The following is a 15,441-nucleotide window of genomic DNA, read 5'->3' as shown; positions in this document are numbered from 1 at the left end:
CCTCGGTCAAGGCCGGTACTGTCGCGACATGCGCGGATTGAGGTGGCTGGCCGTCGACGTGGTGTGCGTGCTGGTGTTCTGTGCTCTCGGGCGGCGCAGCCATGACGAAGGGCTCAGCGTCGGCGGTGTTGCGACGACGGCGTGGCCGTTTTTGATCGGCACGATTCTGGGCTGGCTCCTGTCGCGGGGCTGGCGACGCCCGACGGCGCTCGCGCCGACCGGTGTGCTCGTCTGGGTGTGCACGGTGGCCGCCGGAATGCTGCTGCGCAAGGCCACCTCGGCCGGGGTCGCCGCCAGTTTCGTGGTGGTGGCTTCGACGGTCACTGCCCTGCTGTTGCTGGGATGGCGCGCCGCGGCCCAGGCTGGAATGCGTCTGGCTGCGCGACGTTAGACAGTTACGTGATGCCCCAGACGCTCCAGTTCGTGTCGGCGGACCAGGACGACCCGCTGGCGCAGCCTCTGCTGGCCGAGCTGGCCGTTGAATACGCGCAGCGTTACGGCGGCACACCGGACATCCACCTGACCTGGCTGCGTGTCCCGTCCGCCGAGTTGGCGGCGCCGGACGGCGGCCTGGTGATCGGCGTCGTCGACGGAGTTCCGGTCACCGGCGGCGCGTTTCGGCGCTACGACGCCCACACCGTCGAGTTCAAGCGGATCTGGACCGGCCGCGCGCATCGTCGCCGCGGCTATGCGAAGGCGCTGCTGGCGGAGCTGGAGGCAGCGGCCGCTGCCCGCGGATACCGGCGGATTTATCTGATCACCGGCAATCGTCAGCCCGAGGCCGAGGAGCTGTACCGCACGATCGGCTACACCCAGCTCGACGAGCCGCTGCCGTCGTGGGGCGAGTTTTATCCGATCGCGTTCGAGAAGTGGCTGTCATGACCGAACAGCTGCACCTCGGCGTCGCGCTCGACGGCTACGGCTGGCATCCGCAGGCCTGGCGGGCCACACTGCCCGCGGAATCGGTGCTGTCCGGCCGGTATTGGGCCGGCCTGGCCGCCACCGCCGAACGCGGACTGCTGGACTTTCTGACGATCGACGACACGCTGATGCCGCAACCCGGCCGTCGCGAGGCCATCGATCCGCGACGGCTGGCCGGTCGCGCCGACGCGGTTCTGGTGGCCGCCCGCATCGCGCCGGCCACCCGGCACATCGGGCTAATCCCGGTCGCCACGGTCACCCACACCGAGCCGTTCCATGTCTCCAAGGCCATCGCCACACTCGACTTCGTGTCGCACGGGCGGGCGGGATGGCAGACCCGGGTCAGCGCGACTACGCACGAGGCGGCGCTGTTCGGCCGCCGCGAGCTATCCGGTGATCTGTTCGACGAGGCCATCGATTTCGTCGAGGTGGTGCGCCGGCTCTGGGACAGCTGGGAGGACGACGCGGTGATCCGCGACGCGGCCACCGGGCGCTACATCGACCGGGACAAGCTGCACTACATCGACTTCGTCGGCGAATACTTCTCGGTGAAAGGCCCGTCGATCACCCCGCGACCGCCGCAGGGCCAGCCGGTGGTCGCCGCCCTGGCGCATGCCTCGCGGATCTACGAATTCGCCGCAGCCAGCGCCGATCTCGTGTTCATCACACCCACCGACGACGACGGGCTGCGCGCCATCCTCACTGAGGTAGATGCGCGCCTGAAGGTGTATGCCGACGTGGTCGTCTCGTTCAGCGGTGACACCGACTTCCGGTCGGATGCTTTGGTATTCGGCTGCAGCGCAGCCGAATTGGTGGATCTGCTACTGGGCTGGCAGGCGCTGGGCATCGACGGCGCCCGGCTGCGCCCAGCGGTCAACGCCACCGACCTGCCGGTGATCGTCGACGAGGTGGTGCCGCTGTTGCAGCGAGCCGGCCGATTCCGCAGCGGCTACCGCGACGGCGAGACGCTGCGCGAGCGGCTCGGCTTGCCGGTGGCGCCCAATCGTTATGCGGCGGTGCGCCAATGACCCCGCTGTCCGTTCTCGACCTGGCGCCGATCAGCGCCGGCAGCGACGCCGCAACCGCGCTGCGCAACACGATCGACCTGGCTCAGCACGCCGAGCAGTGGGGCTTTCGGCGGTATTGGGTCGCCGAGCACCACTTCGTCGGCGTGGCCAGCTCGTCACCGGCGGTGTTGGTGGGACAGATTGCGGCCGCCACCAACACTATTCGGGTCGGCACCGCAGCCGTGCAGCTCAGCCACACCACCGCCGCCGCGGTGGTGGAGAGCTTCGGCATGCTCGAGGCTTTCCACCCCGGCCGTATCGACCTCGGCGTCGGCCGTTCCGGGCAGCGCCGCATCACGCCGCACAAACCCCGCAAGCCGCGGCCCAAAACCGAAACGCCTCGCGAGTGGCGGGAAATCGACGGTGTCGTCGTGCCACCGCCGTTCGACCTGCGCACGGTGCTCAACAAGGAACGGGTGCAGGCCACGATGGCGATCCTGCAGCAGCCAGAGGCCGTCGCACCCGATTTCGCCGAACAGCTGAACGACATCCTCGCGATGCTCGACGGCACCTACCGGGTCGACGGGTTCGAGGTGCACGCGGTCCCCGGTGAGCGAAGCGGCTTGACGCCGTGGATCTTTGGCAGCAGCAAGGGCAAGAGTGCGCAGATGGCCGGCGCGTTGGGATTGCCGTTCGTCGCCAGCTATCACCTCACGCCGGCCACCGCGCTGGACGCCGTCGACGCCTACCGCGCGGCGTTCGTGCCGTCTAAGGCGCTGTCGCGGCCGTACGTGGTGATTTCGGCGGACGTCGTCGTCGCCGAGGACAGCGCCACCGCCCGGCACCTGGCGTCCAGTTACGGCCAGTGGGTGTACTCCATCCGGGCCGGCGACGGCGCCGTCCCGTATCCCGATCCTGACGAGTGCCCGCCGCTGACCGACGAACAGCTGGCTGTGGTAAACGACCGGCTGGCAACGCAATTCGTCGGCAACCCCGACGAGGTGGCCGAGCGGCTGACGGCGCTACAACGCATCAGCGGCGCCGACGAGCTGGTGATCACCTCGGTCACCTACCGCCACGAGGACCGGCTGCGCTCGCACGAACTGATCGCCAAGCGTTGGTTCGCATGAAGCAGGTTCACCTGGCGGCGCATTTCCCGGGCGTCAACAACACCACGGTGTGGGCCGATCCGGCCGCCGGCAGCCAGGTCGAGTTCGACTCGTTCGTGCATCTGGCCCGCACCGCCGAACGCGGGCTGTTCGACTTCTTCTTCCTGGCCGAGGGTTTGCGGCTGCGTGAGCACCGTGGCCGCATCTACGACCTGGACGTGGTGGGCCGACCGGACACCTTCACCGTGCTGGCCGCATTGGCCGGCGTCACCGACCGGATCGGCCTGACCGGGACGATCAACACCACGTTCAACGAACCCTTCGAAGTGGCACGGCAATTCGCCACCCTGGACCATTTGTCCGACGGCCGGGCCGGCTGGAACATCGTGACGTCGTCGGATGCGTTCACCGGTGCGAACTTTCGCCGCGGCGGCTTCCTCGACCACGCCGACCGCTACACCCGCGCCGAGGAATTCCTCACCGTCGCACGCGAATTCTGGGACAGCTGGGCCCCCGGCGCCGTGCGGGCCGACGTGGACGCCGGGCTCTACGTGGACCCCGGCCGCATCAAGACCGTCGAGCACCACGGCCCGCAGTTCAGCGTGCGCGGAATGGCGACGCTGCCCGCCGGGCCGCAAGGCCAGCCGGTGCTGTTGCAGGCCGGCGACTCCGAGGAGGGCCGGTCGTTCGGAGCCCGCCACGCCGACGCGATGTTCACCTTGCACGGGTCGCTGGAGGACGGCCAACGCTACACCGCCGACGTCAAAGGCCGCGCGGCGGCTGCTGGCCGAAACCCCAACAAGCTCAAGGTGTTTCCCGCTGCCACGTTCGTGCTGGGCGACAGCGCCGCCGACGCCGCCGAAAAGGCACACCACATTCGTCGGCAACAGGTCAGCGGCCCGACTGCGATCGCCATGCTCGAGCAGGTGTGGGGCCGCGACTTGTCGGCCTACGACCCCGACGGTCCGCTACCCGACGTCGACCCGACCGGCGACACCAGCATCACCCAGGGCAGGGTGCGGCACGGCGACCCGGTCGCGGTGGCTCGTCGCTACCGCGACCGGGCCCAGGCCGAGAACCTCTCGATCCGCGACCTGGTCATCGCCGTCACCAGCCGGCAGCAGTTCGTCGGAACCGCCACGCAGGTCGCCGACGAGATGAACCGCTACGTGCAGGCCGACGCCTGCGACGGGTTCATCCTGGTCCCGCATCTGACCCCGCACGGGCTGGACGACTTCGTCGACCAAGTGATCCCACTACTGCAGGACCGCGGGGTCTACCGCACCGAATACACCGGCCGGACGCTGCGGGAGCACCTGGGTGGTCAGCCGGCCATGAATTCGTGATAGGCCGACTCCAACTCGGGTGACAGCGCGGTCGTGTTGCACTGCCGCTCGGTGTCACCGATCGGCGCCAGAATGCCCCGCAGGTCGTAGTACTCCTGCGGGTGCGCGGTGAAGTAGGTGCGCAGAGTCGCCGACGCCTCCGGACGCGGGCGGGTGATCGCATCCGTCACCGCCGCGTTGGCGCCGGGGTGAGCGTCGAGGTACTGGCGCGCGGCGCCGGTCGTCGAGTTGACGGTGTTCTGCACCCCGGCAGGGCTACAGTCGGGCGCCGCCGATGCCGTCGGCGCCGCGATCGTCGTTGCGGCCAGACCGCCCAGCAGCAAGCAGGCAGCATGAATTTTCATCATCGTTTGTTCCTTGAGGTTGCACATTGGCAGAAAGGCCCGCCTCCTGCTCAAGCGGGCGGGGCCGCCGCCTCGGGCCGACCCGACGCCCAACGTACGCCGAGCCGATCGGACGTGAAGGACGCGAAAATCGGTGCGGCAGTGGGCGAACCGCGACTGGCGTGAACAACGTTGCATGTGTGGCGGTCGTCGGTAAGCGATCGACCAGAGCCGCGCCGCAATCGTGAGAATTCTTAAGAGACTGTGATGTTCACTGTAATCGAATTGTGATCGCGCTCAGTGGCGTTGGGCCAGCGCGCTTGCCTTGTCGGTGGCATCGCGGATGGGCCCGCGCCACAGGTCGCCGTGGCCGGGAGCCAGGATCTCGGTGTCCAGCAGCGCCAGCGCCGCCAGGCTGCGCACGCAGTCGTCCTGGTTGTGGCTGAACACCGCCGGCAACAGCTGCGGGCCGTTGTGCGCCAGCAGCGGGTGACCGGTGACCAGTGCGTCGCCGCTGGCCAGCACGCCGTCGACCAGGTACGAGCAGTGCCCGCCGGTGTGCCCTGGGGTCGGGATGGCCATCGGGTGGCCGGGCAACTCGGCGGCCACTTCCGCGGTCAGCGGCTGCGCCGATGGAATGCCCTCGCGGATCAGCCCGCCATTGCGGACCACGTGCGCGGCCCACAGCGCCCAGCGCGGGCGCCAGATCCGCAGTGCGACGTCGAGCGGCGACGCCTGCTCCAGATACTCCCGCTTGGTGTGGCCGACCTCGTCGGGATGGCAGTACACCGGGGTGCCCTGCGTCTTGGCGAACCAGATCGCCGAGCCCAGGTGATCGATGTGCGCGTGGGTGAGCAGGATCGCCCGCACGTCGGCGGGCTGGTACCCCAGTTCGCGCAGCGAGGCGAGCACGTCGTCGCGATCCCCGGGATATCCGGCGTCGATCAGCATCACGCCGGTGTCGCCTGTGACCAGCAGCCAGTTGACCGCCTCGCCCTGCGCGAGATGCACGGTTTCGGTGAGGGCGGTGACAACCGGCGCCATGCCCGCGAGCTTAACGACCGGGCCGGCCGGGCGATCGCAAGGACGGCGAAGCCGGGCGCTGGGGGCACCCCCAGCCGCGAAGCGGCGTGGGGGACGGGTCGCCCGGAGGCAACGGAGTAGAAACGACAGCGTGGCTGAACTAAAACTGGGATACAAGGCGTCGGCGGAACAATTCGCGCCGCGGGAACTCGTCGAGCTGGCGGTCGCCGCCGAGGCGCACGGCATGGACAGCGCCACCGTCAGCGACCACTTCCAGCCCTGGCGACACAAGGGCGGGCACGCCCCGTTCTCGCTGGCCTGGATGACCGCGGTCGGCGAGCGCACCAAACGCATCACGCTGGGCACCTCGGTGCTCACCCCGACGTTCCGGTACAACCCCGCCGTCGTGGCCCAGGCGTTCGCCACGATGAGCTGCCTGTATCCGGGCCGCATCTTCCTGGGCGTGGGCACCGGCGAAGCGTTGAACGAGATCGCCACCGGCTACGAGGGCGAATGGCCGGAGTTCAAGGAGCGCTTCGCGCGGCTGCGCGAATCGGTGCGGCTGATGCGCGAGCTGTGGCGGGGCGACCGCGTGGACTTCGACGGCGACTACTACCGGCTCAAGGGCGCCTCGATCTACGACGTGCCTGAAGGCGGCGTGCCGATCTACATCGCCGCCGGCGGGCCGGCGGTGGCCAAATACGCCGGACGGGCCGGCGACGGCTTCATCTGCACCTCCGGCAAGGGCGAAGAGCTGTATCGCGAGAAGCTGATGCCGGCCGTGCAGGAGGGCGCCAAGGCCGCCAACCGCAACGTCGACGACATCGACAAGATGATCGAGATCAAGATCTCCTACGACCCGGACCCCAAGCTGGCGCTGGAGAACACCCGGTTCTGGGCGCCGCTGTCGCTAACCCCCGAGCAGAAGCACTCCATCGACGACCCGATCGAGATGGAGAAGGCCGCCGACGAGCTGCCGATCGAGCAGGTCGCCAAGCGCTGGATCGTCGCGTCCGATCCCGACGAGGCGGTCGAGAAGGTCGGCCAGTACGTGACGTGGGGCCTCAACCACCTGGTGTTCCATGCGCCCGGCCACGACCAGCGCCGGTTCCTGGAGCTCTTCGAGAAGGATCTCGCGCCGCGGCTGCGGCGACTGGCCTGACGTGCCCACCTCGAGCATCTACATCACCTCGCCCGAGGGGGACACCGGCAAGTCGACGATCGCGCTCGGGGTGCTGCACCTGCTGTCCGCGACCGTGGCCCGGGTCGGGGTGTTCCGGCCGATCGTGCGGGCTAGCGGCGATCGCAAGCGCGGCGAAGCCGGGCGCAGCGGGTCGACGCCGGTCGTAACAGTCGAGCGTGACTACATCCTGGAAATGCTCTTGGCGCATGCCACCGCCGGGCTGTCCTACGAGCAGTGCGTCGGCGTGACCTACCAGCAACTGCACGAGGACACGGACGCCGCGCTCACCGAGATCGTCGACCGGTTCCACGTGGTCGCCGACCAGTGCGACGCGGTGGTCATCGTCGGCAGTGACTACAACGACGTAGCGGCGCCTGCGGAACTGAGTGTCAACGCCCGCATCGCGGTCAACCTCGGCGCCCCGGTGGTCCTGACCGTCCGTGCCCGCGGCCGCACTCCCGACGAGGTCGCCCAGGTGATCGAGATCTGCCTGGGCGAGCTGGCCGCCCAACACGCCCACACCGCGGCGGTGGTGGCCAACCGCTGCGACCCGTCGCAACTGGAAGCCGTCGCCGCGGCGTTGAGCGGGTTCGAGCCCAACACCTACGTACTGCCCGACGAGCCGCTGCTGGTCGCACCCACAGTGGCCGACCTGCAAACCGCGGTCAACGGAACATTGCTGTCCGGTGACACCGAACTGCTTGGACGCGAGGCGATGGGTGTGGTGGTCGCCGGCATGACCGCCGACCATGTGCTGGAACGCCTCGGCGACGGGGTCGCGGTGATCACCCCGGGCGACCGCTCCGACGTCGTGCTGGCGGTGGCGAGTGCCCATGCGGCAGAAGGGTTTCCGTCGCTGTCGTGCATGATCCTCAACGGCGGCTTCGAGCTGCACCCGTCGATCGCGGCATTGGTGTCCGGGCTGCGGCTGCGGCTGCCGATCATCGCCACGACGCTGGGCACCTACGACACCGCCAGCGCTGTCGCCTCGGCGCGGGGCCGGATCACCGCGGGCTCGCAACGCAAGATCGACACCGCGCTGGCGTTGATGGAGCGCAACGTCGACGTCGCCGAACTGGTGGCGCGGCTGGCGATTCCGATCCCGACCGTCACCACTCCGCAGATGTTCACCTACCAGCTGCTGGACCGCGCCCGATCCGACCGCAAGCACATCGTGCTGCCCGAAGGCGACGACGACCGCATCCTGCGCTCGGCCGGGCGGCTGCTGCAGCGCCGGGTGGCCGACCTGACGATCCTCGGCGACGAGAACGAGATCCGTTCCCGTGCAGCCGAGCTCGGCGTCGACCTGTCCAACGCCACCGTGCTCGACCCGCGCACCAGCGAGCTGCGCGAGAAATTCGCCCACCAGTACGCCGAGCTGCGCGCCGCCAAAGGCGTCACGCTCGACCTGGCCGGCGAGGTGATGCGCGACGTCTCGTATTTCGGCACCATGCTGGTCTACAACGGCTTGGTCGACGGGATGGTGTCCGGTGCGGCGCACACCACCGCCCACACCGTGCGGCCCGCGTTCGAGATCATCCGCACCGCCCCAGACGTCTCCACGGTGTCGTCGATCTTCCTGATGTGCCTGCCGGATCGGGTGCTGGCCTACGGCGACTGCGCGATCGTCCCGGACCCCACGGTCGAACAGCTGGCCGACATCGCGATCAGCTCGGCCCGCACCGCGGCGCGGTTCGGCATCGAGCCGCGGGTGGCCATGCTGTCGTATTCCACCGGCGACTCCGGGGCCGGTGCCGGCGTCGACAAGGTCCGGGCCGCAACGGAATTGGTGCGCAGTCGGACACCTGAGCTGCTGGTCGAGGGACCCATCCAGTACGACGCCGCGGTCGACCCGTCGGTGGCGGCCACCAAGATGCGCGACTCGGCGGTCGCGGGCCGCGCGACCGTGCTGATCTTCCCCGACCTCAACGCCGGCAACAACGCGTACAAGGCGGTGCAGCGCAGCGCCGGCGCTATCGCGATCGGTCCGGTGCTGCAGGGCCTGAACAAGCCGGTGAACGATTTGTCCCGCGGCGCGCTGGTCGAAGACATCGTCAACACCGTTGCCATCACTGCGATCCAGGCCGCGGCGCAATGACCGAGCCTCTCGTCCTGGTGATCAACTCGGGCTCGTCGTCGCTGAAATACCAGCTTCTCCAACCCGATTCGGGGGAGTCGCGGGCGGACGGCCTCGTCGAGCAGATCGGCGAGGAGGGGTCGGACATTCCCGATCACGATGCCGCGCTGCGATACGCCTTCGATCAGCTGGGCGACATCGACCGGCTCACGGCGGTCGGGCACCGGGTGGTGCACGGCGGTCAGGACTTCTACCGGCCCACCGTGATCGACGACGCGGTGATCGCCAAGCTCAAAGAGCTGTCGCCGCTGGCCCCGCTGCACAACCCGCCGGCGCTGCGGGGTATCGAGGTGGCCCGCAAGCTGCTGCCCGACGTTCCGCATGTCGCGGTGTTCGACACCGCGTTCTTCCACGACCTGCCTCCCGCCGCGGCGACCTATGCCATCGAGCGCGAGTTGGCCGAAGCGTGGCAGATCCGCCGGTACGGCTTCCACGGCACGTCGCACCAGTACGTCAGCGAGCAGGCCGCCAAGTTCCTGGGCCGGCCGCCAAGCCAGCTGAATCAGATTGTGCTGCACCTGGGTAACGGCGCGTCGGCGTCGGCCATCGCGGGAGGCCGGCCCGTCGACACCTCGATGGGCCTGACTCCGTTGGAAGGCCTGGTGATGGGCACCCGCAGCGGTGACATCGACCCGGGGATCATCGGATACCTGTGCCGTGAGGCGAACATGAGCGTCGACGACATCGAGTCGACGCTGAACCACCGCTCCGGAGTGCTGGGGCTGGCAGGCGAGCGCGACTTTCGCCGGCTGCGCGAAATGATCGAATCAGGTGACAACTCAGCGCAATTGGCCTACGACGTGTTCATCCACCGGCTGCGCAAGTACGTCGGCGCCTACCTGGCGGTGCTGGGCCGCACCGATGCCGTCACCTTCACCGCAGGGATCGGCGAGAACGCCGCGTCGGTGCGCCGCGACGCGCTGAGCGGCCTTGCCGCACTGGGGATCGAGGTCGACGAACAGCGCAACCTCGAGCAGGCGCGCGGTGCGCGGCGGATCTCCACCGACGCCTCAGCCGTTGCCGTGCTGGTGATCCCGACCAACGAAGAACTGGCCATCGCCCGCGACTGCCTGAGCGTGATTGGGCCCGGTGAAGGCTACAGTTTGGAACATGGGTGACCCCGGCGTTGCTCCGGTCGGGACGCAATTCGGCCGGTACAAGATCCGCGCGCTGCTCCGCCACACCGGCGTGGGTCAGGTCTACGAAGCTGTCGACACGTCCAAAGAACGCACCGTCGGCCTAACGCTGTTGCCACCGAGCGTGGACCGCGATCGGTTCTTCCGCGAATTGGTGGTCGTGGCGGGGCTGACGGAGCCGCATGTCATTCCGGTCCTCGATTGGGGCGAGATTGACGGCCGGTGCTATGTCGCAACGAAATGGATGCCGGGCGAGACTCTCCAATCGCTGGTGGCCACGTTCGGGCCGATCGACCCGGTACGCGCGGTGGCCATTATCGAGCAGATCGCCGCGGCTCTCGACGCCGCACACGCCGATCGCCTGATCCACCGGGATGTCAAGCCGGAGAACATTATTGTCACCAGCGAAGGCGATGCATACCTGCTCGGTCTCGGCATCGCCGACCCGACACTGAGCGCGCCCGCGCCGACGGCGAGCTCGTATGCGTATATGGCGCCGGAGCGTTTTGACGAAGGGCCGGTGACCAACCGCGCCGACGTCTATTCGCTTGCCGCCGTCCTGACCGCAATCCTGACCGGCGACAAGCCATTTCCCAGCGCGACGACGGTGGGCCAGGTCATCAAGGCCCACCTGACCGCGCCGCCGCCAAAGCCCAGCTTGGCGCGCCCGCACGCCATTTCGCCGCGGTTCGACGCCGTCGTCGCGCGCGGAATGGCAAAGAATCCGCAGCAGCGGTTCGCGACGGCGGGCGATCTTGCTCGCGCGGCCCGGGACGCGCTCTCGGCCGGCCAGGAGGCTCCCACGATGGTTCGCCGGGCCAGCGACCTCGGCAAGGTCGTCGCCGCCCGGCGTGGTGGCGGCCGTCTCCCGGACCCGATTCCCAACCTGGACTTCTACTCGGACGAGTCCGTCGCGCCGCCGTGGCGGCGCTCCAGGCTGCTGCCGCTGGCCATCGCTGTGGTTGCGCTGCTGGTGCTCGTCGCCGTCGGCGTCGTCGTGTGGCGGGTGGCCTCGACGGGCGGAGAACTGCACGCCCAATCGTCGGCCGCACCGAAAACGTACCGGCCGACCGTACTGCCGTTCACGGGTCTCACCGGTCCGGAGGGCGTGGCGGTGGACCCGGCGGGCAACGTCTACGTCGCCAACATCGACAACGACCGGGTGCTGAAGCTGGAGTCCGGGACCACCAGCCAGACCGTGCTGCCGTTCACCAACCTGAAGGAACCGTATGGCCTGGCGGTCGACAAGGACGGCAACGTCTACGTCGCCGACACCGACGGCAACCGCGTGGTGAAACTCGATGTGGGGTCGACCAACCAGACCGCGCTGCCGTTCGACGGCCTCAACCGGCCGGCGGGCCTGGCCGTGGACGGGGCGGGTCGGGTGTACGTCGCCGATACCGGCAACAACCGGGTGCTCAAGCTCGATGCGGGGTCGACCGGTCAGAGCGTGTTGCAGTTCAACGGCCTCGAACGGCCCAAGGGAGTCGCGGTGGACCAGGCGGGCCGCGTCTACATCGCCGATACCGGCAACAATCGGGTGCTGAAGCTGCCGCCCGGATCAACCAGCCAGGAGGTACTCCCGTTCACCGGCCTGAAAGACCCGTCCGGGCTGGCGGCGGACGAGCAGGGCAACGTCTACGTCACCGACGGCAGCAGGGTGGTGCGGCTGGATGCGCGGTCGAACCAGCAGACCGTGGTGCCGGTCACCGGCCTCGGCTACACCAGGGGCGTGGCGGTCGACGACGCCGGCAACGTCTACGTCACCGATTACGGCAACGACCAGGTGGTGAAGCTGGTCGCCAGCTGACTTACAGGAACCCCAGCGCGCGCCTGCCGCTGCCGACCGCCGGGGTGGGGTCGGATTGCAGGGTCCGCGCCAGCAACTCGTAGTAGACGTCGCGAAAGTCCGTGGTGGGCTTCAGGTCTCCGTTGTCGAGATCGGTCAGGCTGGGCTCGTCGCCGTAGAAGCCGCCCTTGACCGGTGCGCCGGCCACGAACACCGGGCCGGCAGTGCCGTGGTCGGTGCCCTGCGACGCGTTGGCCTTCACCCGTCGCCCGAATTCCGAGTACGCCAGCACGACGACGTTCCTGCCGTACCGGTCGGCGGCCATCTGCTGCAGGAACGGCGTCAGGGCTTCGTCGAAGGTACCCAGCAGCCGCTGCTGGGTGTCGCGTTCGTCGGCGTGGGTGTCGAATCCGCCGAGCTGCACCGCGTACACCCGGGTCGGCACGCCGGCGCTTACCGCGCTGGCCACCATGCTCAGCTTGGCGGCGAGCGAGTTGTGTTCCCCGCCAGTCGGTTTGATGTCCGCCAAGGTGGTGTCGGTGGTGCGGCTGGCGCGGTAGGCGGCGCACACCGCGGACATCGCCGGGGTGTCGTCCGGGTCGTCGACGCCCAGCGCCTCCATGGTCGCGGCGAACCTATCCGCCGATTCCGGCGTGGCGGTCGGGGAAAGCGCTGCCGCCGTACATTTTTCGCCCACAGCCAGCGGGGGCAGCACGGACCCGATGTTGACCGCGCGCAGCGGATCGTCGCCGGTAGCGTCGAGCCAGCGGCCGATCCAGCCGGTCGAGACCGGCTCGGCCGGCGATGCCGTCTGCCAGATATCCATCGACCGGAAGTGGCTGTGGTCGGGCCGGGGGTAGCTGGCTCCCCGCACGATGGCCAGCTTGCGCTGGTTCCACAGCTGGGCCATGCCTTTGAGCGCTGGGTTGAGCCCCAGCTGGTCATCGAGGTGCAGCACATCGCCTGGGGCATAGGCAAGTTCGGGCCGGGCATCGTGATAAGCATTGTCGGCGTAGGGGATTACCGTGTTGATGCCGTCGTTGCCGCCGTACAGGGTGACGATCACCAGCACGCCGCTGCCTTCGGCCAACGGTCGGTCGTGCGCAGCCCGCAGCAGATCGGACCAGCTGACCGCCACCGTCCCGGACAGCAGGCCGGCTGCGCCCACGCCGGCGCTGGCGATCAGGAACTTGCGGCGATTCATGATGTCAGGTACTCCGGTGTATTCACAGCCGCGGCCAGCAGCTGAACTGGCTTGCGCGCCAACGGCTTGAGCGCGGCGACGGTGCGATCCGACCATGCACCCACGCCGATGAGATAACCGGCGGCGTCGATGCGGTCCCCGGCGGCGGTGCCCTCGATCGTGGACAGGTCGCCGGCACGGGCCAGGTTGCTCGCCGCGCGGAACCGCACGTCCGCGCTGGCGGTGGACAGCCACACCTGGCCGTGCGGCCAGCCACCCACATCGGGCGGGTAGAAAGGCCGCTGCCCCAGGGCTTTCAGCGTCGCGTCCACCGTCTTGATGCGCTTCGGGGCGTCGAGCGGCACACGCAGCGTCCGGATCATCCCGACCAGCCACTCCACCGGCGTGTTGACAATTGCGGCCCGGGCGCTGACGAACTCGTCGTCGGTGAGGATCGCGGCGGTGAGCGCCTTCAGGTCACGGCCGGGTCCGTAGGCGGCGACGACGCGGCTCAAGGCGCCTGCCGACGGCAGGTCGTCGGAGGCCAACTGCCGCCACAGCCGTCCGGCGACGTATTCCGACGACTTGGGTTGGGCCAGCACGGTGTCGCAGAAGCCGGCGGCGTCGAAATCGCCGGTGGCTCCGAGCAGGGTCTTGGCGGTGTCGTCGTGGCGCCTCGGCATCATCGACGTGTCGCCGCTTGGCTTGATCACCCAGCCGGTCAACGCCCGGGCGCCGGCCCGCACGTCGTCCTCGGTGTAGCCGTTGCCGTGCCCGAGCGCGAACAACTCCATGAATTCGCGGGCCAGGTTCTCGTTGGGGGCCTTGGCGGTGTTGGTCTGCCCGTCCAGCCAGCGCAGCATCGCCGCGTCGGTCAGCATCGCGTAGGCCAGCGTCCGGAAGTCGCCGAGCGCGAGCGTGCGCAGCTTCTGGTTCTGCGCCGCCATGTAGTCGGCAACGCGGACCTTCTGGGCGGAGGTGGCGAAGTGGTTGTGCCACAACAAGGTCAGCTTCTCGTGCACCGGTTGGTCGACCGACGCCATGCGCCGCAGCCACCACGCCGACAACTCGGACATCTGCTCGGAAAGCTGTCGGTTGTGTGCCTTTCGCGCTTCTTTGCTCGCGCCCTTGCCGGGCGCGCGTGGCACCTCGAAGGTGGGCATGGGTGTCGCGCGTGCGCCGGGGTCGGCGTCGGGGTCCGAATCCAAGGCCGCCGCAACATAGGTGGGCCAGTCTTGCGCGACGACCGCGTCGACGGCTGGGCCGCTCACGCCGAACCCTGCGCGACGCAGGATTCGCGCAGTGGTGATCCACCGGTCGGATTGACCCGCCATGACTCAACTGTGAACCGCGAAACTGGAAATTGCCTGTGCACACGCCGAAGCGTGATGGCCGCCAAACGTGCGATTCTTCGGGGGTGGTTCGGTCGGGGGAGCCGTTCGTCGGCGGCGAGGCATTGGCGCTTGGTCTGGTGAACCGGCATCAGCTGCGCACGCGATACCGGGCGGTGTTTCCCAATGTGTACCTGCCGAGGCGCTCCGACCCCACGCTCGAGCAGCGCATTGCCGCGGCGTGGCTGTGGTCAGATCGCCAAGGGGTGATCGCCGGAACCGCGGCAGCCGCTGTGCATGGGACGAAGTGGATCGACGCCGACATCGCGGTCGAGTTGGTGTATTCCAATGCCCACCCTCCGCCGGGTGTGCTGACCCGTCGGGACGTGTTGCTCGACGGCGAAGTGATGAAGGTGGCCGGCCGCGCTGTGACCACGCCCGAACGCACTGCTTTCGACATCGGCCGGCGTGAGGAGCGACGCCTGGCAGTCGCTCGACTCGATGCGCTTGCCCGCGCATCGGGTTTCAAGGTCGACGATGCGGCATCCCTTGCCCTGCGCCACCCTGGGGTGCGTGGACTGCGGCGATTGGAGGACGTGCTTGACCTGGTCGACGCGGGCGCGGAATCTCCCCGCGAAACCTACCTGCGGCTGCTGCTCATCGATGCCGGCCTGCTCCGGCCGCAGACGCAAATTCCCGTCGTGACCGCCGATACGACGTATTACCTCGACATGGGTTGGGAAGGCTGCCTGGTCGCGGTCGAATAGGACGGCGACCACCATCGAACCGATCCACTCCAATACCGCAAGGACATTCGGCGGCGGGAGACGCTCGAGCGCATGGACTGGATCGTCATCCGCGTCGTCGCCGGAGACCATCCCGTCGACATCCTGCGACGGGTGCGACAGGCGTTGCAATCACGGAAATCGAGTGTGCAGTGAGGGTTTTCAGTG

13 protein-coding genes and 1 pseudogene are annotated in these 15,441 nt (G+C 68.6%); 10 read left to right on the top strand and 4 right to left on the bottom strand.

What is annotated here, in order from left to right:
* Positions 1-28: 28 nt before the first annotated feature.
* The 5 genes from MFM001_RS09690 to MFM001_RS09670 are packed head-to-tail and all read left to right on the top strand — an operon-like array spanning position 29 to position 4,383.
* On the top strand, positions 29-391 hold the full coding sequence (locus MFM001_RS09690) for a DUF3054 domain-containing protein (RefSeq protein ID WP_116375026.1): 363 nt from the start codon (positions 29-31) through the stop codon (positions 389-391).
* Between the two features lie 11 nt (positions 392-402).
* Entirely contained in the window at positions 403-882 is a 480-nt protein-coding gene (locus tag MFM001_RS09685) for a GNAT family N-acetyltransferase (RefSeq protein WP_116375025.1), read from the top strand.
* Positions 879-1,949, top strand: a complete 1,071-nt coding sequence (locus tag MFM001_RS09680) for an LLM class flavin-dependent oxidoreductase (RefSeq protein WP_116375024.1) — start codon at positions 879-881, stop codon at positions 1,947-1,949. The genes MFM001_RS09685 and MFM001_RS09680 overlap by 4 nt, the downstream gene beginning before the upstream one ends.
* Positions 1,946-3,058: an LLM class flavin-dependent oxidoreductase gene (locus MFM001_RS09675; RefSeq protein ID WP_116375023.1), complete on the top strand. Its 1,113-nt coding sequence runs from the start codon at positions 1,946-1,948 to the stop codon at positions 3,056-3,058. The genes MFM001_RS09680 and MFM001_RS09675 overlap by 4 nt, the downstream gene beginning before the upstream one ends.
* Complete coding sequence (locus MFM001_RS09670) at positions 3,055-4,383, top strand: NtaA/DmoA family FMN-dependent monooxygenase (protein ID WP_116375022.1); 1,329 nt, start codon at positions 3,055-3,057, stop codon at positions 4,381-4,383. The genes MFM001_RS09675 and MFM001_RS09670 overlap by 4 nt, the downstream gene beginning before the upstream one ends.
* On the opposite strand, the gene MFM001_RS09665 is transcribed toward MFM001_RS09670, so the two are convergent.
* The gene (locus MFM001_RS09665) at positions 4,362-4,727 is read right to left on the bottom strand and encodes a heme-binding protein (protein ID WP_192886903.1); all 366 of its coding nucleotides are present in this window, start codon (positions 4,725-4,727) and stop codon (positions 4,362-4,364) included. The two genes, MFM001_RS09670 and MFM001_RS09665, sit on opposite strands and share 22 nt — an antisense overlap.
* A 276-nt stretch (positions 4,728-5,003) precedes the next feature.
* Positions 5,004-5,750 carry an MBL fold metallo-hydrolase gene (locus MFM001_RS09660; protein ID WP_116375021.1) on the bottom strand — a complete coding sequence of 249 codons (747 nt, stop codon included), beginning with the start codon at positions 5,748-5,750 and terminating at the stop codon, positions 5,004-5,006.
* Positions 5,751-5,880: 130 nt separating this feature from the next.
* Here MFM001_RS09660 and fgd point away from each other — a divergent pair, with 130 nt between their 5' ends.
* Genes fgd through MFM001_RS09640 form a run of 4 tightly spaced genes read left to right on the top strand, consistent with a single transcriptional unit; the run spans position 5,881 to position 11,995 of the window.
* The gene (gene fgd, locus MFM001_RS09655) at positions 5,881-6,891 is read left to right on the top strand and encodes a glucose-6-phosphate dehydrogenase (coenzyme-F420) (RefSeq protein WP_116375020.1); all 1,011 of its coding nucleotides are present in this window, start codon (positions 5,881-5,883) and stop codon (positions 6,889-6,891) included.
* 1 nt (position 6,892) lies between these two features.
* On the top strand, positions 6,893-9,010 hold the full coding sequence (pta, locus tag MFM001_RS09650) for a phosphate acetyltransferase (RefSeq protein ID WP_238159059.1): 2,118 nt from the start codon (positions 6,893-6,895) through the stop codon (positions 9,008-9,010).
* Positions 9,007-10,167, top strand: a complete 1,161-nt coding sequence (locus MFM001_RS09645; RefSeq protein WP_116375018.1) for an acetate kinase — start codon at positions 9,007-9,009, stop codon at positions 10,165-10,167. The genes pta and MFM001_RS09645 overlap by 4 nt, the downstream gene beginning before the upstream one ends.
* A complete protein-coding gene (locus MFM001_RS09640) occupies positions 10,160-11,995 on the top strand; it encodes a serine/threonine-protein kinase PknD (protein ID WP_116375017.1) in 1,836 nt (611 codons plus the stop codon). Before MFM001_RS09645 ends, MFM001_RS09640 begins: the two co-directional genes overlap by 8 nt.
* A gap of 1 nt (position 11,996) precedes the next feature.
* Here MFM001_RS09640 and MFM001_RS09635 read toward each other — a convergent pair whose 3' ends face one another.
* The gene (locus MFM001_RS09635) at positions 11,997-13,178 is read right to left on the bottom strand and encodes a DUF1501 domain-containing protein (RefSeq protein ID WP_116375016.1); all 1,182 of its coding nucleotides are present in this window, start codon (positions 13,176-13,178) and stop codon (positions 11,997-11,999) included.
* On the bottom strand, positions 13,175-14,491 hold the full coding sequence (locus tag MFM001_RS09630; protein WP_116375015.1) for a DUF1800 domain-containing protein: 1,317 nt from the start codon (positions 14,489-14,491) through the stop codon (positions 13,175-13,177). Before MFM001_RS09630 ends, MFM001_RS09635 begins: the two co-directional genes overlap by 4 nt.
* Positions 14,492-14,574: 83 nt before the next feature.
* Here MFM001_RS09630 and MFM001_RS09625 point away from each other — a divergent pair.
* A pseudogene (locus MFM001_RS09625) lies at positions 14,575-15,429 on the top strand (hypothetical protein).
* Positions 15,430-15,441: the final 12 nt, after the last annotated feature.

Source organism: Mycobacterium sp. MFM001 (assembly GCF_003402475.1).
GTDB lineage: Bacteria > Actinomycetota > Actinomycetes > Mycobacteriales > Mycobacteriaceae > Mycobacterium.
The sequence above is the reverse complement of the archived record's forward strand: the minus strand, read 5'-3'. Positions and strand labels throughout refer to the sequence as shown.